The following is a 26,753-nucleotide window of genomic DNA, read 5'->3' as shown; positions in this document are numbered from 1 at the left end:
CGGGACAGGAGGGGGTGTGCGCACCCCGGCCCGGAGGTTACTCTCCGGTCACCAGTGCGGGACACGCGTCGACGGAAGGTGGGAGCATGGCGTACGACGCCGATGTGATCGTGGTCGGAGCCGGGCTCGCGGGGCTCGCCGCGACCGCGGAACTCGCCGAGGCGGGACGACGCGTCATCCTGCTCGACCAGGAACCCGAACAGGCTCTCGGTGGCCAGGCGCACTGGTCGTTCGGCGGCCTCTTCTTCGTCGACTCCCCCGAACAGCGCAGGATGCGCGTCAAGGACAGCCGCGAGCTCGCCTGGCAGGACTGGCTCGGCACCGCGGCGTTCGACCGGCCCGAGGACCACTGGCCACGCCGCTGGGCCGAGGCCTACGTCGACTTCGCCGCGGGCGAGAAGCGCGCCTGGCTCCGCTCCCAGGGCCTGAAGATCTTCCCCGTCGTCGGGTGGGCCGAGCGCGGCGGCTACGACGCGGGCGGACACGGCAACTCGGTGCCCCGCTTCCACATCACCTGGGGCACGGGCCCTGGACTGGTCGAACCGTTCGAGCGGCGGGTACGGGCCGGCGTCGCGCGCGGCCTGGTCGAGCTGCGCTTCCGGCACCGGGTGACCGGCCTGGAGCGGACCGGCGGTGCGGTCGACACCGTGACCGGCGAGGTGCTGGTGCCCAGCGCCGCGCCGCGCGGCACCGCCAGCAGCCGAGAGGCCGCCGAGACCTTCGCGCTCCGCGCCCAGGCCGTCATCGTCACCTCCGGCGGCATCGGCGGCAACCACGAACTGGTGCGCGCCAACTGGCCCGAGAGGCTGGGCACGCCGCCCGAGAAGATGCTCTCCGGGGTGCCCGCGCACGTGGACGGCCTCATGCTCGGCGTGACCGAACAGGCGGGCGGGCGGATGATCAACCGCGACCGGATGTGGCACTACACCGAGGGCATCGAGAACTGGAACCCCATCTGGCACCGGCACGGCATCCGCATCCTGCCGGGCCCCTCCTCGCTGTGGCTGGACGCCACGGGCGAGAGGCTGCCCGTCCCGCTCTTCCCCGGCTTCGACACCCTCGGCACGCTCGACCACATCATGCGCACGGGACACGGCTACACCTGGTTCGTGCTCAGCCAGAAGATCATCGAGAAGGAGTTCACCCTCTCCGGGTCCGAGCAGAACCCCGACCTGACCGGGCGGTCCGTGCGCGACGTCCTCGGGCGGGCCCGGCACGGCGCGCCAGGGCCCGTGCGCGCGTTCATGGAACACGGCGCCGACTTCGTCATCGAGAGCGACGTGACCGCGCTGGCACGCCGCATGAACGAACTGACGGGCGAGGGACTGATCGACGCCGACACGCTGCGCCGTGCGATCACCGCCCGCGACCGTGAGATCCGCAACCCTTTCGCCAAGGACTCGCAGGTCACCGCCATCCACGGCGCCCGCCGCTACCTCGGCGACCGCCTCATCCGCGTCGCGTCCCCGCACCGGCTGCTCGACCCGGCGGCCGGGCCGCTGATCGCCGTCCGGCTCAACATCCTCACCCGCAAGTCCCTCGGCGGGCTGGAGACCGACCTGTCCTCGCGCGTCCTGACCGACAGCGGCGACCCCCTCCCCGGCGTCTACGCCGCCGGGGAGGCCGCGGGCTTCGGCGGCGGCGGCGTCCACGGCTACCGCTCCTTGGAGGGCACCTTCCTCGGCGGCTGCCTCTTCTCGGGCCGGACGGCCGGAAGGGCCGCGGCGCGGGACGTCGGCTGACCAGGGGTTGAGGAACATCCGTGGCAGATCGTGCGGCCCGCGGGTGGCGCGGTGTGGTGTCGCATCAGTGGCTGCGGGACGGTTCCGGCTCGGGCTGCGACGGCTGGTCCTGCCGGGGAAGCAGGAGCGGCGTCGTGAGGATGAGCAGTCCCGCGACTGTGAGAGCGGTGCGTGGGCCGGTGACGTCGGCGAGCAGCCCGGCGAGTGCGGTGAGCAGGGCGATGGACGCCTGCTGGCCGATCGACCAGGCCGACAGCGTGCGGGCGAGAAGATGCTCGGGGGTGTGTTCGAGCCGGTAGGTGGCGAGCACCGGGCTGTACAGGCTCATGTTGATGATGATCGCCAGCTCGACGGCCATCACGGTGACGAGGCCGACGACGCCGGGGCGGACGAAGGTGAGGCCGATCAGCCAGACGGCGAGCAGAGTACCGACGGTCCGGAACACCCGGTGCCGGCCGAAGCGTGCCACGACACGGCGGGCCAGCCGGGAGCCGATCAGTCCGCCGAGGCAGGGGGCGGCGAAGGCGAGGGCGTACTGCCAGGGCGGGAATCCGAGTTGGCGCAGCAGGAGCACGGCCAGCAGCGGCTCGGTGGCCATGATCAGACCGGCGACGAGCATCTGGTTGAGGTGGAGGGGCCGCAGACCGGGGTGGCCCATGATGTGTCGCCAGCCGGCGAACAGTGCGCCTGCCCCCAGCGGGCTCTTGCCGGCCGTTCGCGGTGCTTGTTCCCGGCCGCGGATCGCGGTGATGCCGAGCGCGGAGAGCAGGTAGCTGAGCGCGTCGGCCACCACGGTGGTGACCGGGCCGAACAGGCCGATCGCCGCCCCGCCCAGCGGTGGCCCGACCGCGATGGAGCTCCAGTTCGTCGACTCGAACCGCGCGTTGGCGACGAGCAGGTCGTCCGGTCGGACGAGGGCCTTGAGGTAGGCACCGCTCGCCGCGTTGAACGCGATCTTGGCCGCGGCGACCGCAGCCGAGACCACGAGCAGTTGGACGAAACCGAGCCACCCGAAGGCATAGGCGACGGGGACCGTCGCCATGGCCGCGAACCGGGCGAGGTCCATCGCGATCATGACCGGGCGCTTGCGCCGGTGCTCCACCCACGGCGCGAGCGGCACCGCGATCAGCGCGCCCACCGCAGGCCCCACCGCCGACAGCGCGGACACCTCAGCGGGCCCGGCACGCAAGACCAGCACCGCGATCAGCGGCAACGCCCCGAACCCCAGCCCGGACCCGTACGCACTCATCGCGTATGACGCCCACAGCCAGCCGAACCGCCGGCCCAGCCGTCTCCTGCCCTCCATGCTCAGCGCACTCCCTCTGAGGCCCCACTCGCACCGGCTGACGTCGACCGGGGAGAGACAAGCGGACAGAGGAAGAGCACGTCAAACAACCGACCTGCCGGCAGCCCACAACCCGCAGTCGTCATCCGAGGTAAGTCCGCGTGGATCCGCAAGCGGTACGCACTTCCTCGCCGTCGCGGAAGCGGGCCGGTACCAGAGGCCAGCCCGGCAGGTCAGCCCGGCAGGACCACGACGCGCCCCGTGGTGACGCCGTCGAAGACGCGCTGGACCGCGTCGGCTGCGCCATCCAGGGCGACGCGCTCGCTCACCAGGGGCTTGATCAGGCCCTCGGCCGCGAGCGCGGTCAGCGCCTCGTGGCAGCTGTCGACCGCGGCGGGGTCCCGCTGCGCGTACAGGCCCCAGTGCAGGCCGAGGATGGAGTAGTTCTTGACCAGCGCGTGGTTGAGCCCCGGCGTGGGTACGGCGCCGCTCGCGAAGCCGACGACCACGATGCGGCCCTCGAAGGCGACACACTTGGCGGAGGCGGCGTAGGCGTCACCGCCCACCGGGTCGTAGACCACGTCGGCGCCCGCGCCGCCGGTGGCCTCCTTCACCGCGCGCACGACGTCGTCGCTGCGCCGGTCGACGACGACGTCGCAGCCCAGCTCGCGGGCCACCGCGGCCTTCGCCTCGCCGCCGACGACGCCCACCACCCGCGCTCCCGCGGCCTTGCCCAGCTGTACGGCGGCGCTGCCGACGCCACCGGCGGCGGCGTGCACGAGCAGGGTCTCGCCCGCGCGGAGGCCGGCACGGCGGTGCAGACCGAACCATCCCGTCTGGTACCCGATGTGCAAGGCGGCGGCCTCGGCGTCGTCCAGCGCCTCGGGCGCGGGCCTGGCGCTCGCCTCGCTGACGACGGCCAGCTGACCGAGGGCACCGCAGGGCAGCTCGGGCGCTCCGAGTACGCGTTCGCCCGCGCGGGGCCCGCCGACGATCTCGCCGCACAGCTCGACGCCGGGCGTGAACGGCAGGGAGGGACGGACCTGGTACTCGCCGCGGCACAGCAGGGCGTCCGGGTAGTTGATGTTCGCGGCCCGCACCCGTACCAGCAACTGGCCCTCGCCAGGTTCCGGGTCGGGTATCTCCTCCAGCCGCATCACGTCGCGGGGTTCGCCGTTGGTGTGGACGCGCCAGGCTCGCACGGACTTTCCTCTCGTTGACGGGGCGGGCGCAAGGTGCCCGCAGCTTCAGGGACGCAGGGAGCGCAGCAGCAGGCCGGCCAGGTGGTCGGCCACCTCCTGGGGGGTCAGCCGGCCGCCGGGCCGGTACCAGCTGCTGAGGTGGTGCACGGATCCGAAGTGGTAGTCCACGACGAGGTCGGCGGGGGTGACGTCGCTGAACACCCCGCCGCGCTGGCCCTCTTCGATCAGCGCGCGGAACCTCTCGTGGTAGCGGCGCCGCTCGGCGCGCACCTGTCTCTGCTTCTCGGGCGAGAGCTGGTGCATGGAGCGGAAGAAGATCATGGCGTCGTCGAGGTTGTCGATGGTGGTGACCACGACGTCGGCGGCGGCCTGCCGCAGCCGGTCCTCGACGGGGGCCTGGCGCCCGGCGAGCAGGTCGAGCCGTTCCTGCTGGAGCCGCAGCAGGCGGCTGTAGATCTCGTGGAGCAGGTCGTCCTTGGAGCCGAAGTAGTGGTAGAGGGCGCCCTTGGTGACGCCCGCCGCCTCCACGATCTCCTGCACGGAGGTGCGGTCGTAGCCCTGCTGGGCGAAGAGGCGGGTGGCGGCCTCCATCAGGCGCTGCGGGACGGGCGCCGGAGTGCCGCCCGAACCGTCCGCGCCCGCCGGCGCCGCCGCACCGTCCCGACCTGCCGAACCGGCCCTGGCCGCCATGGCCGTCACCTGCCTCTCCTTCGTCGTTCACCGAGCGGGGCCGCCGCGGTCCGCCGCGGTCGCACGCTCACGCGTCCCCGGGGCGGGAGCGCAGCTCCCGCCGCAGGATCTTCCCACTGGTGGTCTTGGGAAGCTCGGCCAGGATCTCCACCTCGCGGGGATACTTGTAGGCGGCCAGCCGCTCGGCGCAGTAGGCGCTCAGCTCCTCGGGCGCCGCCTCGGCGCCGCCGCGGAGACTGACGTACGCCTTGACGGTCTCGCCGCGGTAGGCGTGCGGGACGCCGACGACGGCGGCCTCGCGGACGGCGGGGTGCGCGTACAGGACGTCCTCGACCTCGCGGGGCCACACCTTGAACCCGGCGGCGTTGATCATGTCCTTCTTGCGGTCGACGACGTACAGCCAGCCGTCCTCGTCCATGAACCCGATGTCGCCGGTGCGCAGTTCGCCGTCGGGCATGGCGGCGGCGCTGGCCTCGGGCCGCCGCCAGTAGCCCGGGACGACCTGCGGGCCGCGCACGGCGATCTCGCCCTGCTCTGTGAGGGGAACCGGCGAGCCCGCCTCGTCCAGGATGCGTACGAGGGTGTCGGGGCCTGGCACGCCCACCGCGAGGGTGCCGGAGGCGGGGTCGACCGGTGCCTGCCTGCCCGGCGGTACGGAGGCGCAGGGCGCGGTGCACTCGGTCAGCCCGTAACCGTTGCCGATGTAGGGGCCGAACGCGGCGCGGAACTCGTCCACCAGCGCCGGCGGCAGGGGCGCGCCGCCCGAGGAGATGTGCCGGAAGGAGCTGAAGTGCTCGCGGGTCACGTCCGGGTGCGCGGCCAGTGCCATGAACGCGGTGGAGGGGCCGACGGTGAAGGCGGGCCGGTGTTCCAGGAAGGCGTCGAGGACGACGCCCGCCTCGAACCTGTAGGCGAGTGCCAGCGTGCCCTTGTTGGCGAGGCAGCCCGACAGCTGGGCGACCATGCCGGTGATGTGGAACAGGGGCGCCAGCGCGAAGACGGTGGAGCCCTCGGGCAGGCCGGAGCCGACCCGCTGCCGTTCCGCGTTGAAGGAGATGTTGGCGTGCGTGTTCATGGCACCCTTGGGGGCGCCGCTGGTGCCGGAGGTGTAGCTGATGAGGGCGATGTCGGCGCCGGTCACCTCCCGCCCGGCGGGTGCGGGCGCGCCGGAGCGCGCGGCCGCGAGCAGGTCGGTGGCGTCGGGCGCGGGTGCGCACCGCGCGAAGTCGAGTACGCGCGCGTCGTCGCGTGTTTGCAGGTCCCGCTCACAGGCGGTCAAAACGGTGTGCACGCCGGTGCCCTGGGCCGTGGCGCGCAGCCGGCTCTCCCAGGCGAGGTCCGAGCACACCAGCGCGGAGACCTCCGCGTCGGCGAGCACGTGGGCGACCTCGCCCTCCTTGTACATCGGGTTGACGGGCACGACGGTGCCGCCGGCCTTCCAGGCGCCGAGCAGCGCGAGCACGTAGTGCGGGGTGTTCTGCAACATCACGGCGACCCTGTCGCCGTGCCGCAGCCCGCGCCCGGCCAGGTGGGCGGCCACGGCGTCGGAGAGCGCGTCGGTCTCGGCGTAGGTGAGCCGGCCGTCGAAGTAGGCGAGCGCGGTGCGTTCGGGCACCTCGCAGGCCGCCGCGCGGAAGGCGTGCAGCAGCGTCTCCGGCGGGCTGACGGGGGCCCGCTGCGCGGCGGTGAGCTGGGCGAGCCAGGGCTTGTCCTCGTAGGTGAGACCGGACGGTGTCATGCTCGCTCCCCCTCTGCGACTTCCGGTTCGGCTGCCGGCCGGGCCGCCTGTCCGGTTGCCGGTTCGGCTTCGGTCTGCGCGCCGCCTCGGACGCGCGCCTCCGCGCGCTCGACCTTCTGCTGCAAGCGGTTCATCCCGCTCAGCCAGGTGTCCGTGTCACCGGCGCGCGCGGCGTAGAGACTCTGCGTGGTGGGGTGCGGCAGGACGAGGAACCGGCCCTCGTCGAACGCCGCGAACAGCGCGTCGGCGACGGCCTCCGGGTCGATGGCGCCGGGACGGAGCACGATGTCCCCGGCCGTTCCGGTGGTCGTGAGCATGTCCGTGCGGACGCCCTCGGGGCAGATGGCGTGGACGTCCACGCCGCGGTGCCGATAGGTGACCGACAGCCACTCGGCGAACGCCAGCGCCGCGTGCTTGGTGACGCTGTAGGGGGCCGAGCCCACCATCGTCAGCAGGCCGGCCGCCGAGACGGTGGAGACGAAGCGGCCCTGCCCGCGCTCCAGCCAGCCCGGCAGCAGTTCGCGGGCCGCCCGCACGTGCGCCATGACGTTGAGGTCCCAGGTGGCGTCCCACAGCGCGTCGGGCGCGTCGGGGCCGCCCTCGGTGCCCGCTCCCGCGTTGGCGCAGAAGATGTCGACCGTTCCGCCGAGCGCTTCGCGCGCGCGAGAGGCGACCGTGGCGGCGTCGCCGGGGACCGCGATGCCGCCGGTCTCCTCGGCGACGGCCTCGGCGGCCGCGGCGTCGAGGTCGTTCACGGCGACCGAGGCGCCCTCGGCGGCGAATCTGCGGGCAAGGGCCGCTCCGATACCGCCACCCGCCCCGGTGACGACGACGGCACTGTCGCGCAAAGACTTCATCGGCTGCGCCTTTCAGGTGTGCGGGCTCGTTCTCTTCGGGCCCCGTTGCGGGCCCGTGCGGCGGGTGGTGCCGACCGCGCGCCCGCCCGGCAGACTAACCAGTCGGTATGTTGTTGCGGAAGGGGTGCTTCGACAATCTGGACGACGGTCCGACACAGGTTCGGGAACGACAGCGGGCCAGGGCTCGTTCTCCCGGATGTGCGCGGCGCGCGGCGGCGCGTGCGCGTGACGGGTGGAGAGCACGGAAGCGGCTGCGTCCGGTGAGGCGGGAAACCGTCCCTTACAGGAATAGCGGCCCGTTTCCGGGGTAATCCGCCACGCCGAAGCAACTGCGCGCTGCCCGCGCGAAAAAAGCATCGCCGGAGACGGATCCGCGACGCGGGGTCGTACGTCACATCCTCGACGACACGGGTCCTCTCCGCCGGAGGTGGGATGATTGGCCGGTTTCAGAGCGCTCGCTCGACAAGTCCGTGACCCTGACAGAGACCCGTCGCAACGGCGGCAGGCCCTGCGCAAGTGCCTGGAGCGGTTCGCGCCGTACGGCCACCGCGCCACGTGGCAGCACCTGTGCGCCAACGCCGGGTTCCACCCCGACGACCGGGAGCCGGATCCCGCGCTGCTCGTCGCGGCGCTGGAGGAACTCGAAGAGGCCCGCGCGGTCTGGCTCAGCTACGAGTCGGAAGTCGCCGCCCGCCGCAAGCGGGAGAAGCGGGACGGCATCAGACAGCCGACGGCGCTGGACGAGTGGCACCGCCTCACCTGGGGCGGCAGATCGCTGCTGCGGTGCGATCCGTCGCAGCCGCCGACACCGCGCCTCGCCGACGTACTGCGCCGTCTGATCTCCGTGATGGACGTGTGCGAGATCCCGCCGCAGCGCCGCGGTCTGCGCCTCGACCCCGGCGGTGCGCGTACGGAGATCCGTACGGAGGGCGCGGGCCGGCGCGAGCCGCGCAGGGCCCACCGCCCGGGCGCCGCCGCCCGGCTCGGCTTCAGTTCCCCGCTCCCCTCCCAGGGCTGAGGTCCCACCCGCTCCTCGGGACGGGGCTGGCGTACCGGTGGAACGTGCTGGCATGCTGACCCACGAGTGCTGAGCAACCGCTTAGACGCACCCCGCTTGATGACACAGCGCGCGTGGGAGGATATTCGCATGGCGGAACCCCGGGTCTTCACCTCGGCCGACGAGCTGCGGGCAGCGGTCGGCGAGGAACTGGGCGGCAGCGACTGGCTCGAGGTCGACCAGAAGCGGATCGACCTGTTCGCCGACGCGACGGGCGACCACCAGTGGATCCACGTGGACCCGGAGCGCGCCGCCGGCGGCCCGTTCGGCGGCACCATCGCGCACGGCTACCTGACCCTCTCCCTGCTGCCCGCTCTGGTGCCGCAGATCATGCGCGTCGAAGGCATGAAGATGGGCGTCAACTACGGCGTCAACAAGGTGCGTTTCCCCTCCCCCGTGCCCTCGGGATCCCGCGTGCGGGCCCGCGCGACGCTGACGGACGTGAGCGAGGCGTCGGACGGCGGCGTGCAGGTCGCCGCGCAGGTGACGGTCGAGCGCGAGGGCGGCGGCAAACCGGTGTGCGTCGCGGAGAGCCTCAGCCGCTACTACTGGTGAGCCCCGGGCCGTCCGGCACGGGCACGGCCGGGCGGCCGTGCCGGCGCGCGGCCCCGGGTCAGGCCCTGTGGCCCGCCATGCGCAAGGCCAGGTCGGCGTAGAGCGCGCCGATCTCGTCCGGTGTCCGGCGGCCTTCGGGGCTGAACCAGCGCGCGACGTCGATGCACAGCGACATCACCGCCAGCGCCGTACCACGGATGTCCGCGATGTCGAACTCGCCCGTCGCCACGCCGTCTTCGAGTACGCCGCGCAGGATCTCCTCGCTGCGGCGCCGGAGCGCCACGATGTGCTCGTAGTGCTCGGCGTCGAGCGCCGCGAGCTCGTACTGCACCACCCGCGCGGTGGTGTGGTGCTCGGCGTGCCAGCGCACGAAGGCCCGCACGGCGCGGGCGAGACGCGGGGCGCTCCCGCCCGTGCTCTCCTCCCGCGCGCCGCCGCCCGCTCTCCGCGTGGCCCCGGTGGACTGCGCCGCTTCCGTCAGCACCGCGACGGAGCGCTCGTGGCCGACCCTGCTGATGTGGAAGAGCAGCTCTTCCTTGGTCTTGTAGTGGATGTAGAGCGCCGCCGGGCTCATGCCCGCGCGGCCGGCGATGTCGCGGGTCGTCGTGGCGTGGAACCCGCGTTCGGCGAAGGCCTGCACGGCGCCCAGCAGCAGTCTGCGGGCGGCGTCGGGGGTGACGCCACCGAAGGATTCATCGGTCTCGACCGTCGTCATCCGGCCAGCCTACCCCGACAGTGAGCGGCCGCTTAGCCCTTCGTACGCCACCTCCGCCTCCGGGGCCGTGCCTCAAGAGCCGCCTCCGCTCAGAACACGACCAGCGTGCGCCCGCCGCGCCCGGCGCGCATGGCGTCGAAGGCGGCGCCCACCTCCTCCAGAGCGACCCGCTCGGTCACCAGCGCCCCGAGGTCCAGCCGCCCTTCCCGCACGTGCTCGGCCAGCAGGGGGACGTCCCGCGCCGGGTCGGAGTCGCCGTAGACGCAGCCGCGCAACTCGCGCGCGAAGTGGAAGATCTCCAGAGCGGAGAAGGCCACCCGCTCGTCCTTCCCCCCGATGCCGACGACCGTGGTGCGCCCGCCCCTGCGGGTGGAGTCCCAGGCCGCGCGGATCGTCTCGGCGCGGCCCACGCACTCCAGCGCGACATCCACGCCGTACCCGCCCTCGCTCAGCGCGCGCACCTCCTTGGCGGTCCTGTCCGTGGCGGGCACGAAGTCCGTCGCCCCGGCGGCCCGCGCCAGCCCCTCCTTCCCGCTGGAGGCGTCCACCGCGACGATCCGCCCCGCGCCCGCCAGCCGCGCCGCCTGGAGGGTGGCGAGGCCGACCCCGCCCACGCCGTACACGGCCACCGACTCCCCGGGCCGCACCCGCGCGCTGTGCAGGACCGCGCCGTACCCGGTGAGCATCGCGCAGCCCAGCAGGGCCGCGTCCTGGAGCGGCACGCCGTCGGGCAGCGCAAGGACGGCCCGGTGCGGGACGACGGTCTCCTCGGCGAAAGCGGCGACGGACAGCCCCGGATAGAGCGCGTCACCGCCCGCCGTACGCGCGTAAGGGGCGGTGGTGGCCTCGTTGGCCCGTACGCACAGCCACGGCTCGCCCAGGCGGGCGCAGAAGTGGCACTCGCCGCAGTTGGGCGCCCAGTTGAGAACCACACGGTCGCCCGGCGCGAGCCCGGCCACCTCCTCGCCCACGGCGACGACGGTGCCCGCGCCCTCGTGACCGAGCACGGCGGGTACGGGCTGGCGCAGCGTGCCGCCCGCCAGGGACAGGTCGGAGTGGCAGACCCCGGCGGCGGCGAGCCGCACCCGCACCTGCCCGGGGCCGGGCTCCGGCAGGTCTATCGCGGTGATCTCCAGCGGGGCCGAGACGGCGGGCAGGACGGCGGCACGGATCATGGTGGCTCCAGGCGGGGTGGGCTGCGCGTGACCGGTCAGAACTGGAGGGACTTGGTCTGTAGATACTCCTCCAGACCGTGCCGGCCCAGCTCCCGCCCGACGCCCGACTGCTTGTAGCCGCCGAACGGGGCGAGCGGGTTGAACCGGCCGCCGTTGATGTCCACCTGGCCGGTCTCCATACGGCGGGCGAAGGCGACGGCCTCCTCCTCGTCGTCGGACCACACGGCGCCTGCCAGCCCGTAGACGGTGCCGTTGGCGATGCGCAGCGCGTCCTCGGTGTCCTGGTAGCTGATGAGGGACAGGACCGGCCCGAAGATCTCCTCCTGCGCGAGGGTCATCTCAGGGGTGACGTCCGCGAAGACGGTGGGCCGCACGTAGTGGCCGCGCTCTCGCCCCTCCGGCCGCTCCGCGCCGCCCGCGACGATCCGGGCGCCCTCCTGCCGGCCGCGCCTGATGTAGCCGGTGACGCGCTCGTACTGCTTGGCGTTGACGACGGGGCCCACCCGGGTGGCCTCGTCCAGGGGATCGCCGGTGACGTAGGCGGCGACCGCGTCGGCGGCCAGCCGTACGGCCTCGTCGTAGCGCTCGGCGTCCACCAGCATCCGGGTCCAGGCGCTGCACGTCTGCCCCGAGTTGGACATCACGTTGGCGACGCCGACCCTGACGGCCTTGGCCAGGTCGGCGCCCGGCAGGACCACGTTGGCGGACTTGCCGCCGAGTTCGAGGGCGACCCGCTTGACGCCGCGCGCGGCCGCCGCGCCCACCTGGCGGCCGACGGCGGTGGAGCCGGTGAAGGAGAGCAGGTCGATGCCGTCGTGCTCGGCCAGGGCCTGGCCCGCTTCCTGGCCGAGCCCCGTGACGAGGTTGAAGACGCCCGCCGGGACGCCCGCCTCGTGCACCGCCTCGGCGAACAGCTGGGCGACCAGCGGAGTGTCCTCGGCCGGTTTGAGCACCATGGTGCAGCCGGCGGCGAGAGCGGGAGCGGCCTTGGCGACGATCTGGTGGAGCGGGTAGTTCCACGGGGTGATGGCACCGACCACGCCGACCGGCTCGCGCAGCACCCGCGAGTTGCCGACCCGCTCCTCGAACGGGTACTCGGCGGCGAGCTGAGCGTAGCTGCCGCAGACCGCGATCGGCGCCGCGGCGTGCACCTTCCGGGAGAGCGTGAGCGGCGAGCCGAGTTCGGCCGTGACGGTCTCGGCGATCTCTTCCCGCCGGGCGATGAGGACCTGCTGGAGCGCCTCGAGCCGCGCGGCTCGCTCGGCCGGTGGCGTGGCCGACCAGCCGGGGAGCGCGGCGCGGGCCGCGCGGACGGCCGCGTCGACGTCCTCGGGCCCGCCCGCGTCCACGGTGGCCAGCAGCGTGCCGTCGGCGGGGTTGGTGACCTCGATCGTGCCGGAGCCTGCCGCGGGCCGCCACGCGCCGTCGATGAACATGCCGTCGTGTGCCTTCATGGGCCAAACCTACTGTCGGGTCACCGCGGTGTCAGCAGGCCGTCGGGTGCGGTGGGTCACCGGGGCGCGGCCCGGCACGGCGGTCGGGCGCAGAGCGTTGACGGGGCCCGGCGGCATTCCTATGGTCTCCTACAGGATTCCTCTCTGCGGCGGGAGTTGGCGATGGGCCAGGGCACGACCAGCACGACCAGCACGGCGGCAGTCCGGTCACGGGAGCGGGCACGCGAGGAGGCCGCCGCCCTCACCTACCTGACGGGGTTCGGCAACGAACACAGCAGCGAGGCCGTGGCCGGCGCGCTGCCCACCGGACGCAACTCCCCCCAGCGCGCCCCGCTCGGCCTGTACGCGGAGCAGCTGAGCGGCACCGCCTTCACCGAGCCGCGCGCCCACAACCGCCGCTCGTGGCTCTACCGCATCCGCCCCTCCGCCGCCCACCCCCGGTTCGTGCGCGGGGACAACGGCGGGCTGCGCGGCACCCCGTTCGACGAGACGGTCCCCGACCCCAACAGGCTGCGCTGGGGCCCGGTGCCCGACCCGGCCCCCGGCACCGACTTCCTGCACGGCCTGTGGACGCTGGGCGGCAACGGCGACGCGCGGGAGCGCAGTGGCATGGCCGTCCACCTGTACGCCGCCAACACCTCGATGAGCGACCGGGTCTTCAGCGACGCCGACGGGGAGCTGCTGCTCGTCCCCGAGCGCGGCGGGCTGCTGCTGCGCACCGAGTTCGGCCTGCTGCACGCCGCCCCCGGACACGTGGCGCTGATCCCGCGCGGGGTGCGGTTCCGCGTGGAGCTGCTGGAGGAGACCGCGCGCGGCTACGTGTGCGAGAACCACGGCCGCCCCTTCGTGCTGCCCGACCTGGGCCCGATCGGCGCCAACGGCCTCGCCAACCCCCGCGACTTCCAGGCGCCGACGGCCGCCTACGAGGAGCGGGAGGGCCCCGTCGAGGTCGTCACCAAGTTCTGCGGCAACCTGTGGCACGCCGTCTTGGACCACTCGCCGCTCGACGTGGTCGCCTGGCACGGCAACCACGTGCCGTACGTCTACGACCTGCACCGGTTCAACGTCCTGGGCAGCATCAGCTACGACCACCCCGACCCCTCCCTCTTCACCGTGCTCACCTCGCCCTCGGACACCCCGGGGCTCGCGGGCGTGGACTTCGTCGTCTTCGCGCCCCGCTGGCTGGTGGGCGAGGACACGTTCAGGCCGCCGTACTTCCACCGGAACGTGATGAGCGAGTACATGGGCCTGATCGAGGGCGCCTACGACGCGAAGGCCGAGGGGTTCGTGCCCGGCGGCGGGTCGCTGCACAACATGATGTCGGCACACGGCCCGGACCGGGAGACCTTCGAGCGGGCCTCGGCGGCCGAGCTGGCGCCGCAGAAGATCGACGACGGGCTCGCCTTCATGTTCGAGACCCGCTGGCCCCTCTCCCTCACCCGCCAGGCATCCGAGGCCGGACACCTGCAAAGGGACTACGACGCGGTGTGGCAGGGTCTGGAGCGCCACTTCCCGGCTCCCTGACGGCTCCTGGCCAGCTCCCCCTGTCGCGGCCGGGCGCCCGGCAGGGGGGCAGCCGCCCACACCCGTTCGAGGCACGCCCATGACGCCACTGTTCACCCCCGACCCCGTCGAGCTGAACCGGAAACTGCCCCTCTGGTACCAGGTCACGCAGTCGCTCCGCGCCTCCATACTGGGCCGGCCTCCCCAGGCCCCCGACCGGCTGCCCCCCGAGGACCAGCTGGCCGGCCACTACGGCGTCAGCGTGCTGACCATGCGCCAGGCCCTCAAGGAACTGGAGACGGAGGGCCTGATCAGCCGGCACCGCAGGCGCGGCACCTTCATCGAACCCGACGCGCGCCGCGCCCGCCCGGTGCGGCTGCTCGGCTCCGTCGACACCATCGTCGCCCAGCAGTCCGGCGAGCCCACCACCCTGCTCGGGCACGGGCCCGAACCCGTGCCTGCCGAGCTGGCCGAGCACTTCCCCGGGCAGCCCGAAGCGGTCGCCTACCGCAGGCTGCGCCGCGACCGGGAGAGCGACGAGCCCACCAACTGGGCCGTGAACCTCATCCGCGCCGACGTGGCCGAACGCATCGACGTGGCGGACCTGCGCCGCGGCTGGCCGATGACCAAGGTGCTGCGGGACGGTGTCGGGGTCCGTATCAGCCGGATCACGGACACGGTCGAGGCCCGGCTGGCCGACCCGGAGACGGCGCGGCTGCTCGACGTACCGCTGCTGAGCCCGATCCTGCACTACACGGGGGTGACCTACGACGGGGAGGGGCGCGTGGTGGACGTCGTGCGGATCCACTATCGGGGAGACCGCTTCGCCTTCTCCGTCACGCTGGAGAACGTCGCGGACTGAGCCGGACGCGGAGCCCGCCTCGCCTCTCGTGGCGTGGCGCCCGCATGACGAGGCGAGGAGAGCGAGCGACGCGGGCGTCGCTCGCGCGGACGGGGCCGGGAAGTCGGGCCGGGGCCGGGCGGGCCCGAAGGTGGCGGTCGGTGCTGCGGGGAACAGCCGCCGGCGCTGTCGTCGATGAACAGCCCGGCGGCCGTCGTCAGCCGCGCCCGCCGAAGAGCGAGCGGCGCAGCTTGCGCAGCGGCGCGAAGAGCGAGACGCGCGCACTGCGGTTCCTCGCCCGGCTCCGCACGGCGTCGCGCTGCGTGATCTCCCGCATCAGCGTCGTCGCGTCCTCCGCCTCGACCTGTGGGACGGCGGGTCCTGCGAGCACGGAGAGGTGCCGGTCGAGGCGCGAACTCGTCGCGCCAGTGCCGCATGTGATCGCGGGCACTCGCGCCCTGCTGCCGACTGTTATCTGTTCCATGTCACTCCCCACCCGTACGAGGGCACCCGGCCCGGGCAGAGTAACCCTATCTCCCGACTACGACATGCGTGCATCCCGGTCACAGCATTCACCTGCCCCACAAGGCGGTTGACGAACACGGTACGCCGTTTTCCGCTCGCCCGGACACCCCGTGAAACGGTGCAGAACCGGACACAGCACCGGAGTTCGGGAAGCGCCGGGCGCGCCCCAAGCGCCTCACGGCACGTCGCCGGTGCCTGGTGACGCGCCGCGAAACCCCTGTGCGGGGCGGGCCACCATGCCGGATCATGGCCGTCATGAGTACCGACCGGAAGCAGACCGCGGCCCCGCCACCGACCGCCCCTGAGGCGGCGCTGGTCTCCCGGCTCCAGATCGACGACAGCGACTCGACCGGCGACGTCATCGACGCCCTCTTCCTGGGCCGCTTCACCCTCGGGGAACAGCCGTTCTCGCGCAGCCACACCGTCGACCGCGTCAAGAAGGGGAGCACCCTGCTGCCGCCGGGCGCCCACGTGCTGCGCGAGGCCAAGGACGACAACTCGGGATCGGTGCTCGCCGAGGGGGACGGCTGGACGGTCCGCGTCTCGCGCTGGCAGCGCGGCGCGGAGGTCACCGTCACCGCGGTCACCGACGAACTCGCCGAAGCGCGGCTGAAGCAGGCCGTCGACGGCGCGGAGGACGAGCCCGAACCCCAGGAGGACCAGGTCTCCATGGGCTTTTGGTACCACTCCCCCATGCGCGGCCCGCGCCGCACCTCCCGCACCATCAGCGCGGGCTCGTGGTCCGACGTACGGCAGAACTACACCGCGCGGGTCGCCACCGCCATGGACGACCTGATGAAGGTCACCCCCGACGACATCTCGGGCCGCCTTCTGCTGCTGCACGGGCCGCCCGGCACCGGGAAGACCTCGGCGCTGCGGACGCTGGCACGCTCCTGGAGCGACTGGTGCCAGGTCGACTGCGTCCTCGACCCCGAGCACCTCTTCAACAACATCGGCTACCTGATGGACATCGCCATCGGCGCCGACGACTCCGACCCCGAGACCGGGCGGTGGCGGCTGCTCCTGCTGGAGGACTGCGACGAGTTGATCCGCGGAGAGGCCAAGTACGCCGCCGGGCAGGCGCTCTCCCGGCTGCTCAATCTCACCGACGGGCTGCTCGGGCAGGGGCGCAACGTCCTGGTCGGCGTCACCACCAACGAGGACCTGGAGCGTCTGCACCCCGCCGTGGTGCGCCCCGGGCGGTGCCTCGCCCGCATCGAGGTCGGCTCCCTCAGCCGGGAGGAGGCCGTCTCCTGGCTCGGCACCGACGAGGGCATCGGCCGCGACGGCGCCACCCTCGCAGAGCTCTACGCCCTGAAGAAGGGCAGGCCCACCGCCCACGTCCCCGGCCAGGAGCGAGCCGGAGCCGGCCTGTACCTGTGACGTCCCGGGGCCTGGCCCCCGCTGAAACGGAAAGTGGCGGTCCCTCCCCGCAGTTCGTCCGGGGAGGGACCGGGGCCGCCGCGGACAACCTTCCGCCTCCCCCGGCTGTCTGTCACCACACGACAGCCCGCGTCCTGGGGAGGACCCACCCATGCGCACCCGCACCCGCACACTCACCCGCACGGCCACCGCCGCCGCCACTCTCGCCCTGCTGGCCACCACGGCGACCGCGACCGCCACAGCGGCCGAAACACCCGGCTTCCTGGAGGCGGACGACCTGCCCCCCAACGCCTCGTCCCCGTGGCACGCGGGCGAGGTCACCCAGGGCCTGCCCGATCCCGAGCCCTTCTGCATGGAGGGCGCCGTCCCGGACGAGAGCGCGACCTACCACCGCTCCTTCGGCACCGACTACGACACCCACGCCGTCCAGGTCGCCGTCACCACCGCTTCCCCGAAGGCGGCGGCCGCGCTCGCCGGCAGGCTGGAGACCCGCGCGGCGCACTGCGCGGCCGACTGGCTGCGCGAGCACCCGGGCAGCTCCGCGTCCTGGGACGACTACGGCACGGTGGACGCGGGCGAGAGCGCCCACGTCTGGGGAGTGCACACCGCGCCGCCCGAGTCGGAGCACGGCGTCAACCTGTTCGCCGTGGTCAGCAAGGGGAAGAAGGTCACCGTCGTCCGCTGGGCCGAGATGGGCACCCTGGAGCACGCCCCGGTGGACGCCTTCCGCACGACGACCACCAAGGCGGCGGCCCGCCTGTGAAAGAGGCGGGCCGCCCGGGGAAGGGGGCGCGGGTCGCTGCCTGCTCCAGCAGGTCGCCGACTGGCCCGGCCTGCCCGGGGCCCTAGGAACCGTATGCGGCCCGCAGGGCCTCGTGTGCCGCGGCCAGCGCCGTCTCCCGCGTGGCCCCGAGGCGGCGGGCGCGGGCCGCGAAGACCTGGGCGGCGTCGGCCAGTTCCCGCTCGGTGGCGCCGCCCGCGGCCGCGACGAAGGTGCCGTTGCGGCCGCGTGTCTCGATGACACCGTCGGCCTCCAGCGCCCGGTACGCCTTGGCGACCGTGTTCGCCGCCAGGCCCAGCTCCTCGGCGAGCCCCCGCACGGTGGGCAGCTTGTAGCCGGTCGGCAGGTCGCCGCCGCGGACCAGCTCGGCGACGCGTGCGCGCACCTGTTCGTAGGGCGCCTCGGGCGCCTCGGTGTCGACGGTCAGGTCCAGGGCGTACGACGGTGTGTGCGGCACGAGACCTCCGGAGGCGAGCGGTCGTTCCCCACGATTCTCCCCCACCGGGAAAAACGGGAGGCGCCGCACCCGCCCACCGCCGTACCCTCCGCGCCATGACGCTGACAGTCCGCGCCCTGCGCGCGGGGGTCCCCGAGGACGCCGAGGCCTTCGCCCGCACCCGCCGGGCGACCATCCCCTACCTCGTCTGCACGGCCGAGGCCCTGGCCTGGGAAGCGGCGCACGCACCGGCCGGCCAGCGGCTGCACCGGCTGCTGGCCACCGGTCCCGACGGCACGGTCGCGGGCTGCGCCGACACCGGACTCCTGGCGGGCAGCACAGCACCGGGGCACGGGTTCCTGCACACGGCCGTGCCGCCCGGGCAAGCGGGGCGCGGCGCGGGAGCCGCGCTGGTGGCGGCCGGCGAGGCGTATCTGGCGGGGCTGGGGGTCCGGCGGGTGCACAGCTGGGTCGCCGACGAGGACGGTGCGCGGCGCTTCGCCGAGCGGCTGGGCTACCGGCGCTCCCGGCAGGCCCGCTTCCTCGGGCTCGACCTGCGCCACGCGCCGCTGCCCGAACTGCCCGCGACGCTGCCCGCGGGGGTGACTCTCGCCTCGGTGGCCGACTTCGCCGACGATCTGCGGCCGCTGTACGAGGCGGACGTGGAGTGCGCGGCGGACGAGCCGGGTGACGTCGACGTCGGCGCGACACCGTACGAGGTGTGGCTCCGCCTCAACTGGGGGCGCCCCGACTGGGACGCCGGACTGAGCGGCGTGGTGCTGGTGGACGGGCGCGTCGCGGCGTACAGCGTCGCCCAGACCGACGGCGTGGACCGCTACTGGTCGGGCATGACGGGGACCCGCCGCGCCTTCCGCGGACGGGGGCTGGCCACGCTGGCCAAGCTGGCGGCGCTGCGGCGGGCCCGCGCGGCCGGTTACGTCCACGCCTACACGGGCAACGACGCGACGAACGCCCCGATGCTGGCCGTCAACCGGCGCCTCGGCTACCGCGTGGTGGCCTCGGAGTGGCGTCACCTCAAGGCGCTGTGAGGCGCGACCCGGCGCGGCGGGGAGGTCACAGGGCCGAGCGGTCCCCGGTGTCGACCGGGCGGCTCGCGTGCGCGGCCGCCCGCGCGGCGTCCCGCACCTGGTCGGCGGTCAGGGCGTAGCCGGTGCCCGCGTCGGTGGTGGAGCGGGCGAAGACCACCCCGTAGACCCGCCCGCCGGTCGTCAGCAGAGGCCCGCCGGAGTTCCCCGGCCGCACCTGGGAGCGCAGCGCGTAGATGTCGCGGGTGGTCAGCGCCTCCCCGTAGATGTCCTGGCCCCGCGCGGGCGTGCGGGCGGCCACGGCTGCGGCGCGCAGGTCCAGCCCGCCGTTCTCGGGGTAGCCGGCGACCACGGCCTGGTCCCCGCGGGTGGCGTCACCGGCGAAGCGGAGAGCGGGTGCGGTGAGGCCCGGCACGTCGAGGACGGCGATGTCCTTGTCCGGGTCGAAGAGGACGACCTTCGCCGCGTACGGGCGCGAGGTGCCGCCGACGCGGACGGTCGGCCCGTCGACCCCGGCGACGACGTGGGCGTTGGTCATCACGTGTTCGCGCGCGTAGACGAAGCCGCTGCCCTCCTGGCCCTGCCGGCCGCCGCCCACGTCGGCGACGCCCTCGACCTTGACGGTGCTGCGCTGGGCAGCGGTCGTCGCCGCCTTGGTGACCGAGTCGCCGGACGGCTGCGGCACCGAGGCGCCCGGCTCCTGCTCGAAGGGGTTGAACACCGGCGGGAAGCCGGCCGTGGTGAGCGCCCCGGTCGCCCGGTTGAACCAGGTGGCCGCACCGGACGGCATCCGCTCGTGCACCCCCTCCAGCACGGCGGAGCCGCGTATGGCCTGGTTGAGCGCGGGCGAGGGGGAGGCGGCGAGCGCGCTGCCCGCCATCCAGCCGACGACGAGCACGGCGACCACGTTGACGACGGCACCGCCCGCGCCGTCCACCCAGCGCGCCGGAGTGCGGCTGAGCGCCTGGCGGAGGCGCCAGCCGAGCGGGGCGGCGAGGGCCTGCCCGCCGAGGGCGGGAGCCAGCACGGCCAGCAGGGCGAGCACCGTGGCGGTGGTCGTCCCCCGGTCGACGAGGTCGAGCACGTACGGCAGGAGCCAGACGCCGACGGCGGCGCCGCCGACGAAGCCGGCCAGGGAGACGACCCCGGCGACCAGCCCCCTGCGGAACCCCGATCCGGCGTAGGCGAGCGCGGCGACGATCAGGAGCAGGTCCAGCAGGTTCACGGCTGCGCCCCCTTTCTCCTTCTCGTTCCACGAACTCGCGTCGGTTCAGGAACTCGCGTCGGTTCACGAACGCGCTTCGTTCCTCGGGCTCGCGTCGTTCCTCCAAAAAAACGCACAACTCCGACGTCCGGTTCCGTGTGTGACAGATCGCACGCGGACCGTTGTGCAGGTCCAGACCAATGGCTACGGTCGAGAACAGCTCGAGCGTCTGACGCATCTCTCACCACGGGGGTCCGAACCGACGTAGGGAGTCGACCTCATGCCCACCCCCCACGGCACACTCGATGGGCCCGCACCGCTCTCCCCCACCTCCGCCGGCGCTCCGGAAACCCCCGGCGCGCGGCACCCCTCCCCCTCGGCGCAGCGCGGGTACGACACCGGGCTGCTGGTCCTGCGCCTCGTCCTCGGCCTCGCGATGGCCGCGCACGGCAGCCAGAAGCTCTTCGGCTGGTTCGGCGGCAACGGGCTCGACGGCACGGCGCAGTTCTTCACCTCCGTCGGCTATCCGGCGGGCCGCACGATGGCCCTGGTCGCGGGGGCCACCGAGACGTTCGGCGGCCTCGGTCTCGCCGTGGGCCTGTGCACCCCGCTCGCCGGTGCCGCCGTACTCGGCACGATGATCAACGCCTCGGCCGTGACCTGGGGCGACGGCTTCTTCGCCCCGGGCGGCGTGGAGTACGCGGTGGTGCTGGCCGCGGGCGCGGGCGGTCTCGCCCTGACCGGCCCGGGCCGGTACGCCGCCGACAGCCTGCTGCCCGTCCTGCGGGACCACCGTCTCGCCCACGGCGCCCTGGCCCTGCTTCTGGGCCTGGCCTCGGCCGCCGCCGTCCTGCTCACCCGCTCCTGACCGTCCGCCCGTACCGCGCCCGCACCCGGGGCGCGGTACGGGCACCGCGGTCTCCGGGCCGCTGTCTGTCGGCGTGCTTAGCGAACCCTTAAGCGCCTCCTAAAGATCGCCCGCAGGGGCTTCGAGCAGGCGTTTTGCGGCTTCTTGAGCGGCTAACGTGCGGATCGCCGGGGCGGGTTCGCGTCCGTCGCTGGGGAGGCGGCGGGCGAGTGGCCCGTCCCGGCAGCCACGTCCCCGCACGTCTGCGCACGTTCTGCGTGCGTCCGTGTGTCCCCCCACAAGGAGCCACTCACCATGACCGCTGGCCGCAGGACCGCAGGAATCGCCGCGCTGGGTTTCGCCCCGCTGATACTCACCGTGGTGGTGGCGGGCCCCGCCGCCGCGCACGGCTCCATGGCCGACCCCGTCAGCCGGGTGGCGGCCTGCTTCGCCGAGGGGCCCGAGAGCCCGACGTCGGCGGCGTGCGAAGCCGCCGTCGAGGCCGGCGGACCGCAGGCGTTCTACGACTGGAACGAGGTGAACATCCCCCAAGCTGCGGGCGAGCACCGCCGCGTCATCCCCGACGGCAAGCTGTGCAGCGCGGGCCGGGACAAGTACAAGGGCCTGGACCTGGCCCGCGCCGACTGGCCGGCCGGCGCGATGACGCCCGGCAAGCACACCTTCCGGTACAAGGCGACGGCCCCCCACAAGGGCACCTTCGAGCTGTACCTCACCAAGGAGGGCTACGACCCGGCCAAGCCGCTGAAGTGGTCCGACCTGGAGTCCGAGCCGTTCGCCAAGGCGACGGATCCGAGTCTTGAGGACGGCAGTTACGTGATCGAGGGCACCGTGCCCAAGCGTTCGGGGCGTCACCTGGTCTACGCCATCTGGCAGCGGTCCGACAGCCCCGAGGCGTTCTACTCCTGCTCCGACGTGACCTTCGGCGGCGGGTCGGCCACCGCGTCGAAGGACGCCCCCTCGGCGCCCGACGAGCAGCAGATCGAGGCGGGCAGCGAGAAGTCGACCGTGGACCACGGCGGACACGGCGGCGACGGACACGGCGAGAGCCCCCGGGCCCACGCGTCCCACGGCGACGCGGGCCACGGGGAGGCCGGTCGCGGGCAGGGCTCCGCCGGCGCGAACGCGCCCGCGCCCGACGGACGGGCGAAGAAGGCGGACCTCGCACAGACCGGCGGCGACGAGAGCGCCGCCCCGCTGGCCCTCGGCGGCGCCGCCGTGGTGGCGGCCGGCGCCGGGGTGCTCCTGGCGACCGCCCGCCGCCGCGCCGCGAGGTCGCGCCGCTGAGCAACACCCCTCCGCACGGCGCCGCTTCCCCTCCCGGCGGGGGAGGTGGCGCCGTACGCTCTTACCCTCCACGGCCCTCGACGGCCCCGAAGGCGACGAAGCGGAGCGCTCATGGAACAGAGAACCATGGTGGAGGTCACCAGCGAGGAGGAGTTGCGCGCCCTCGTCGGTGAGCCGGCACAGCACACCCGGAACAAGGTCCGCACAACGCTGCACCAGCTCGACCGCGAGTGGCTGGCACACTCACCGTTCTGCCTCGTCGCCACCTCGGCGGCGGACGGCAGTTGCGACGTCTCGCCCAAGGGCGATCCGCCCGGCTTCGTCAAGGTGCTCGACGACCGCACGCTCGCGATCCCCGACCGGCCGGGCAACAAGCGCGTCGACGGGCTGCTCAACCTGCTGTCCAATCCGCACGTGGGCCTCGTCTTCTTCCTGCCGGGCCGCGGCGACACGCTCCGGGTCAACGGCCGGGCGCGGATCGTGCGCGAGGCACCGTTCCTCGACGAGATGGTGGCCAGGCGCAACCGCCCGAGGCTGGCGCTCGTGGTGGAGGTGCGGGAGGTCTTCCACCACTGCGCCAAGGCGTTCTTGCGCTCCGGCCTCTGGGAGCCGGAGACCTGGCGGCCGGACGCGCTGCCGCACCGCGCCCGGCTCGCCAAGGCCCTCGACCGTTCCGGGGACTCGCTGGAGTTCCTGGAGGCGTACTACGGTCCGCGGTACGCCGAGAAGATCCACACCGAGGGCTGATTCCCTACCGGGTCACGACAGGCACGTGGTGGGGGTGGCGTGCGCGGGATCGAGGGCGTTCGCCGTCTCGTGCCAGGCCACCCGGTCGGTCAGCCCGATGGCCAGGTGCTCGGCCAGGTCAACGGGGCACAGGTCCTGGACCGTCACGTTGTGCACGTCAGGGCCGTCGAGGAACTGCGTCTCGTAGGGCGTGACGACCTCGTCGTACCTGCTGGCGATCACGGTGTACGCGACGCCCGGCACCGTGTCGCCGCCCTCGTTGAGCTTCTCCAGGAACGCGGAGCCCTTCTTCTGCTGGAGCAGGGAGGGGCCGATCTCCTCCACCATGTCGCCGACCGGCGGGAACTGGTCGGCGAGCGCGGCGAGCCCGCTCAGGGTGGTGCCGTGGTTGCTGGGGGCGATGCCGACGAGGGCGTTGACCTTCTCGGCGCCGCCACCGAACTTGAGGTACTGGCGGGGCATCATGCCGCCCTGCGAGTGGCCGACGATGTCGACCTCGTTGGTGCCGGTGGCGTCGAGGACCTTGTCGACGTAGGCGGACAGCTGCTTGGCGGAGTCCTCGATGGGGCCGAGCCCGTGGAAGAACGGCTTGCCCGGCAGCTGTCCGTAGTCCAGGGAGAAGACGCAGTAGCCGCGCTTCACCAGATAGGGGGCCAGCCCCAGCCAGTTGTCCACGGAGTTGCCGAAGGTGCCGTGTACCAGGACGACGGGGCGGGGGTGCCGGTCGGACGGCTTGCAGGAGTAGTCGTTCCAGCCGCTGCTGTGCGCCGCGCCGTCGGCCGGTGCGGCCGCGGTCGCGGTAGCGGGAAGGGCCACCACCGCGCATGCGGTGGCCACGGCGGTGACGACGGATCTGCGGGTGCGCCGGGCGGCGGGGGCGGTCGGCTTGCGCTTCATGTCCTGCTCCTCGTGCTGTGAGGGGTGAGGGTGGGAGCGGAGCTGCTGAGCGGCCGATAACTTACGCGCGAGTAAGGAAACTGACCAGTACCCGCACAGGACGAATTGCGGTGCGCGTGCCCGCGGGCCTGCCCGCCCCGCACTCCGGCGAGGGAACCCGCAGCCCGTCGTACCCCCGGGGGGTAGCTGATCCCCTCTGGGGGACACTTGCGCTACATACGGGCGGGGGGTATACATGGCCTCAGTGCTACCGATACCCCAGCCGGGTATGACACAGTAGGGGCGGCGCTCGACGCCGCGCCGGACACGCCCTGACAGCCGGGCCGCCGAGGAGACACGATGACCACCACCCGTGAGAACACCCCAGGAGACACCGGTCCGGCACCGGCGGAACCCGCCACCGGTGTCGAACTCGCGATCGGCGGCATGACCTGCGCCTCCTGCGCCGCCCGGGTCGAGAAGAAGCTCAACCGCATGGAGGGCGTCACCGCGAGCGTCAACTACGCCACGGAGAAGGCCAAGGTCAGCATGGACGACGGCGTCCGCGTCGCCGACCTGATCGCCACCGTCGAGGCCACCGGCTACACGGCCGCCCCGCCTCAGCCCGAGCGCACCGAACCGGGCAGCGCAGCCGAGGGCGGAGCAGCGCCTGGCGGCCCTGACACCGCTGCCGACGACGAGCTGCGGACCCTGCGCCGGCGGCTGATCGGATCGGTGGTGCTGGCCGTGCCGGTGATCGCCATGGCGATGGTGCCCGCCTTGCAGTTCGCGTACTGGCAGTGGCTCTCCCTCACCCTCGCCGCGCCCGTCGTCGTGTGGGGGGCCTGGCCCTTCCACCGGGCCGCCTGGGTCAACCTGAGGCACGGCGCGGCCACCATGGACACGCTGATCTCGGTCGGCACCTCGGCCGCGATGCTCTGGTCGCTGTGGGCGCTGTTCTTCGGCACCGCGGGCGAACCGGGGATGACCCACCCGTTCGAGCTGTCGATCGGCCGGAGCGACGGCGCCGGCAACATCTACCTGGAGGCCGCCGCCGGAGTCACCGCCTTCATCCTCGCCGGGCGCTGGTTCGAGGCCCGCTCCAAGCGGAAGGCGGGCGCAGCCCTGCGCACGCTGCTGGAGCTGGGCGCCAAGGAGGTCACCGTCCTGCGGAACGGGCGCGAGGTCCGCGTCCGCACAGAGGACCTCGCCGTCGGCGACCGGTTCGTCGTCCGGCCCGGCGAGAAGATCGCCACCGACGGCACCGTGGCAGAGGGCAGCTCCGCCGTGGACACCTCCATGCTCACCGGCGAGTCCGTACCCGTGGAGGTCGGTGCGGGCGACACCGTCACCGGTGCCACCCTCAACGCGGGCGGCCGGCTGGTGGTGGAGGCCACCCGCGTCGGCGGGGACACCCAGCTGGCCCGGATGGCGAAGCTGGTCGAGGACGCCCAGAACGGGAAGGCCGCGGCCCAGCGGCTCGCCGACCGCATCTCCGCCGTCTTCGTGCCCGTCGTCATCGTCCTCGCGCTGGCCACCCTCGGCCTCTGGCTGGCCGTCGGCGCCGGACTGACCGCGGCCTTCACCGCGGCCGTCGCCGTACTGATCATCGCCTGCCCCTGCGCGCTGGGGCTCGCCACCCCGACCGCGCTGATGGTGGGGACGGGACGCGGCGCGCAGCTCGGCATCCTGATCAAGGGCCCGGAGGTGCTGGAGACCACCCGCCGCGCCGACACCGTCGTCCTGGACAAGACCGGCACGGTCACCACGGGTGAGATGACTCTGCTGGCGGTGCACGTGGCCGAGGGGACGGACGAGAAGGAGACCCTGCGCCTGGCGGGCGCCCTGGAGAACGCCTCCGAGCACCCCCTCGCCCAGGCCGTCGCCAGGGGCGCGGAGCGCGAGACGGGCACGCTGCCGGTGCCCGAGGACTTCGCCAACGTCCCCGGGCTCGGTGTCCAGGGCGTCGTCGAGGGGCACGCGATGCTCGTCGGGCGGGCGCGGCTGCTCGCCGACTGGGCGATGGAGCTGCCCGCCGAGCTGGCGGCGGCCCGGGAGGAGGCCGAGCGGGCGGGACGCACCGCCATCGCGGTGGCCTGGGACGGCGAGGCGCGCGCCGTGCTGGAGGTGGCCGACGCGGTCAAGCCCACCAGCGCCGAGGCCATCGGGCGGCTGCGCGGCCTGGGGCTGCGGCCTGTGCTGCTGACGGGCGACAACCGGGCCGTCGCCGAGTCGGTGGCCGCCGAGATGGGCATCGCAGCCGAGGACGTGATCGCCGAGGTGATGCCCGAGGACAAGGTGGGCGTCGTCAAGCGGCTACAGGACGAGGGCCGTTCCGTCGCCATGGTCGGCGACGGTGTCAACGACGCGGCGGCGCTCGCCCAGGCGGACCTGGGACTGGCGATGGGCACCGGCACCGACGCAGCGATCGAGGCGGGCGACCTCACGCTGGTACGGGGCGACCTGCGGTCGGCGGCCGACGCCATCCGGCTCTCGCGCCGCACACTGGGCACCATCAAGTCCAACCTCTTCTGGGCCTTCGCCTACAACGTGGCGGCGCTGCCGCTGGCCGCGGCGGGCCTGCTCAACCCGATGATCGCCGGTGCGGCGATGGCCTTCTCCTCGGTCTTCGTGGTCGGCAACAGCCTGCGCCTGCGCCGCTTCCGCCCGACCGACCGGTGAAGACCCCCGCGCCCCGAAAGGGGCGCGGGGAACGGCGCGAACCACCACAACGCACCCGCTGACCGCCCACCACGAGCAGGGGCACCCCCGTACCGGAACAAGCGCCG

The 26,753-nt window shown here is 73.4% G+C and carries 24 protein-coding genes; 12 read left to right on the top strand and 12 right to left on the bottom strand.

Annotated features, from left to right (window positions below; genetic code table 11):
- Nucleotides 1–86 precede the first annotated feature (86 nt).
- Nucleotides 87–1,742 (top strand): FAD-binding dehydrogenase, encoded by a 1,656-nt coding sequence (locus DQ392_RS01180; protein WP_114013553.1) that lies wholly within the window; start codon nt 87–89, stop codon nt 1,740–1,742.
- A 64-nt stretch (nt 1,743–1,806) separates the two neighbouring features.
- On the opposite strand, the gene DQ392_RS01175 is transcribed toward DQ392_RS01180, so the two are convergent.
- The 5 genes from DQ392_RS01175 to DQ392_RS01155 all read right to left on the bottom strand — a co-directional run bounded on the left by DQ392_RS01175 (nt 1,807) and on the right by DQ392_RS01155 (nt 7,514).
- Entirely contained in the window at nt 1,807–3,048 is a 1,242-nt protein-coding gene (locus tag DQ392_RS01175; RefSeq protein ID WP_114013552.1) for an MFS transporter, read from the bottom strand.
- A 212-nt stretch (nt 3,049–3,260) separates the two neighbouring features.
- Nucleotides 3,261–4,229: an NADPH:quinone oxidoreductase family protein gene (locus DQ392_RS01170; protein ID WP_114013551.1), complete on the bottom strand. Its 969-nt coding sequence runs from the start codon at nt 4,227–4,229 to the stop codon at nt 3,261–3,263.
- A gap of 45 nt (nt 4,230–4,274) precedes the next feature.
- Entirely contained in the window at nt 4,275–4,919 is a 645-nt protein-coding gene (locus tag DQ392_RS01165) for a TetR/AcrR family transcriptional regulator (protein WP_425470459.1), read from the bottom strand.
- A 67-nt stretch (nt 4,920–4,986) separates the two neighbouring features.
- Nucleotides 4,987–6,657, bottom strand: a complete 1,671-nt coding sequence (locus tag DQ392_RS01160) for a class I adenylate-forming enzyme family protein (RefSeq protein ID WP_114013550.1) — start codon at nt 6,655–6,657, stop codon at nt 4,987–4,989.
- The gene (locus DQ392_RS01155; RefSeq protein ID WP_114013549.1) at nt 6,654–7,514 is read right to left on the bottom strand and encodes an SDR family oxidoreductase; all 861 of its coding nucleotides are present in this window, start codon (nt 7,512–7,514) and stop codon (nt 6,654–6,656) included. Before DQ392_RS01155 ends, DQ392_RS01160 begins: the two co-directional genes overlap by 4 nt.
- Before the next feature lie 436 nt (nt 7,515–7,950).
- Here DQ392_RS01155 and DQ392_RS01150 point away from each other — a divergent pair, with 436 nt between their 5' ends.
- Together DQ392_RS01150 and DQ392_RS01145 are read left to right on the top strand one after the other, a co-directional pair.
- Nucleotides 7,951–8,532 (top strand): hypothetical protein, encoded by a 582-nt coding sequence (locus DQ392_RS01150; protein ID WP_114013548.1) that lies wholly within the window; start codon nt 7,951–7,953, stop codon nt 8,530–8,532.
- A gap of 129 nt (nt 8,533–8,661) precedes the next feature.
- Entirely contained in the window at nt 8,662–9,126 is a 465-nt protein-coding gene (locus DQ392_RS01145) for a MaoC family dehydratase (protein WP_114013547.1), read from the top strand.
- A 58-nt stretch (nt 9,127–9,184) separates the two neighbouring features.
- On the opposite strand, the gene DQ392_RS01140 is transcribed toward DQ392_RS01145, so the two are convergent.
- The 3 genes from DQ392_RS01140 to DQ392_RS01130 all read right to left on the bottom strand — a co-directional run bounded on the left by DQ392_RS01140 (nt 9,185) and on the right by DQ392_RS01130 (nt 12,470).
- A complete protein-coding gene (locus DQ392_RS01140; RefSeq protein WP_114013546.1) occupies nt 9,185–9,841 on the bottom strand; it encodes a TetR/AcrR family transcriptional regulator in 657 nt (218 codons plus the stop codon).
- An 89-nt stretch (nt 9,842–9,930) separates the two neighbouring features.
- The gene (locus DQ392_RS01135; RefSeq protein ID WP_114013545.1) at nt 9,931–11,016 is read right to left on the bottom strand and encodes an alcohol dehydrogenase catalytic domain-containing protein; all 1,086 of its coding nucleotides are present in this window, start codon (nt 11,014–11,016) and stop codon (nt 9,931–9,933) included.
- 35 nt (nt 11,017–11,051) lie between these two features.
- A complete protein-coding gene (locus tag DQ392_RS01130) occupies nt 11,052–12,470 on the bottom strand; it encodes an aldehyde dehydrogenase family protein (protein WP_114013544.1) in 1,419 nt (472 codons plus the stop codon).
- A 162-nt stretch (nt 12,471–12,632) separates the two neighbouring features.
- Here DQ392_RS01130 and hmgA point away from each other — a divergent pair, with 162 nt between their 5' ends.
- Complete coding sequence (gene hmgA / locus DQ392_RS01125) at nt 12,633–13,994, top strand: homogentisate 1,2-dioxygenase (protein WP_114013543.1); 1,362 nt, start codon at nt 12,633–12,635, stop codon at nt 13,992–13,994.
- 79 nt (nt 13,995–14,073) lie between these two features.
- On the top strand, nt 14,074–14,835 hold the full coding sequence (locus tag DQ392_RS01120; RefSeq protein ID WP_114013542.1) for a GntR family transcriptional regulator: 762 nt from the start codon (nt 14,074–14,076) through the stop codon (nt 14,833–14,835).
- A gap of 196 nt (nt 14,836–15,031) precedes the next feature.
- Here the strand turns inward: DQ392_RS01120 and DQ392_RS01115 are convergent, their stop codons facing one another.
- A complete protein-coding gene (locus DQ392_RS01115) occupies nt 15,032–15,298 on the bottom strand; it encodes a hypothetical protein (protein ID WP_114013541.1) in 267 nt (88 codons plus the stop codon).
- 296 nt (nt 15,299–15,594) lie between these two features.
- On the opposite strand from DQ392_RS01115, the gene DQ392_RS01110 reads away from it, so the two are divergent.
- A complete protein-coding gene (locus tag DQ392_RS01110; protein ID WP_114013686.1) occupies nt 15,595–16,722 on the top strand; it encodes a DUF5925 domain-containing protein in 1,128 nt (375 codons plus the stop codon).
- 151 nt (nt 16,723–16,873) lie between these two features.
- Nucleotides 16,874–17,485, top strand: a complete 612-nt coding sequence (locus tag DQ392_RS01105) for a hypothetical protein (RefSeq protein ID WP_114013540.1) — start codon at nt 16,874–16,876, stop codon at nt 17,483–17,485.
- Between the two features lie 82 nt (nt 17,486–17,567).
- On the opposite strand, the gene DQ392_RS01100 is transcribed toward DQ392_RS01105, so the two are convergent.
- Nucleotides 17,568–17,960: a GntR family transcriptional regulator gene (locus DQ392_RS01100; protein WP_114013539.1), complete on the bottom strand. Its 393-nt coding sequence runs from the start codon at nt 17,958–17,960 to the stop codon at nt 17,568–17,570.
- A 95-nt stretch (nt 17,961–18,055) separates the two neighbouring features.
- On the opposite strand from DQ392_RS01100, the gene DQ392_RS01095 reads away from it, so the two are divergent.
- Nucleotides 18,056–18,988, top strand: coding sequence for a GNAT family N-acetyltransferase (locus tag DQ392_RS01095; protein WP_114013538.1), 933 nt, complete (start codon nt 18,056–18,058; stop codon nt 18,986–18,988).
- 25 nt (nt 18,989–19,013) lie between these two features.
- On the opposite strand, the gene DQ392_RS01090 is transcribed toward DQ392_RS01095, so the two are convergent.
- Nucleotides 19,014–20,210, bottom strand: coding sequence for a MarP family serine protease (locus DQ392_RS01090; RefSeq protein WP_114013537.1), 1,197 nt, complete (start codon nt 20,208–20,210; stop codon nt 19,014–19,016).
- A 259-nt stretch (nt 20,211–20,469) separates the two neighbouring features.
- Here DQ392_RS01090 and DQ392_RS01085 point away from each other — a divergent pair, with 259 nt between their 5' ends.
- The 3 genes from DQ392_RS01085 to DQ392_RS01075 all read left to right on the top strand — a co-directional run bounded on the left by DQ392_RS01085 (nt 20,470) and on the right by DQ392_RS01075 (nt 23,088).
- Nucleotides 20,470–21,057 carry a DoxX family protein gene (locus DQ392_RS01085; RefSeq protein WP_114013536.1) on the top strand — a complete coding sequence of 196 codons (588 nt, stop codon included), beginning with the start codon at nt 20,470–20,472 and terminating at the stop codon, nt 21,055–21,057.
- Between the two features lie 294 nt (nt 21,058–21,351).
- Nucleotides 21,352–22,341 carry a lytic polysaccharide monooxygenase auxiliary activity family 9 protein gene (locus DQ392_RS01080; protein WP_114013535.1) on the top strand — a complete coding sequence of 330 codons (990 nt, stop codon included), beginning with the start codon at nt 21,352–21,354 and terminating at the stop codon, nt 22,339–22,341.
- A gap of 111 nt (nt 22,342–22,452) precedes the next feature.
- A complete protein-coding gene (locus tag DQ392_RS01075; RefSeq protein ID WP_114013534.1) occupies nt 22,453–23,088 on the top strand; it encodes a pyridoxamine 5'-phosphate oxidase family protein in 636 nt (211 codons plus the stop codon).
- Between the two features lie 12 nt (nt 23,089–23,100).
- Here the strand turns inward: DQ392_RS01075 and DQ392_RS01070 are convergent, their stop codons facing one another.
- Nucleotides 23,101–23,985, bottom strand: a complete 885-nt coding sequence (locus DQ392_RS01070) for an esterase/lipase family protein (protein ID WP_114013533.1) — start codon at nt 23,983–23,985, stop codon at nt 23,101–23,103.
- Between the two features lie 339 nt (nt 23,986–24,324).
- On the opposite strand from DQ392_RS01070, the gene DQ392_RS01065 reads away from it, so the two are divergent.
- Entirely contained in the window at nt 24,325–26,646 is a 2,322-nt protein-coding gene (locus DQ392_RS01065) for a heavy metal translocating P-type ATPase (RefSeq protein WP_114013532.1), read from the top strand.
- The last annotated feature ends 107 nt before the right edge of the window (nt 26,647–26,753 follow it).

It is taken from the genome of Streptomyces reniochalinae, from assembly GCF_003323735.1.
GTDB lineage: Bacteria > Actinomycetota > Actinomycetes > Streptomycetales > Streptomycetaceae > Streptomyces > Streptomyces reniochalinae.
The sequence above is the reverse complement of the archived record's forward strand: the minus strand, read 5'-3'. Positions and strand labels throughout refer to the sequence as shown.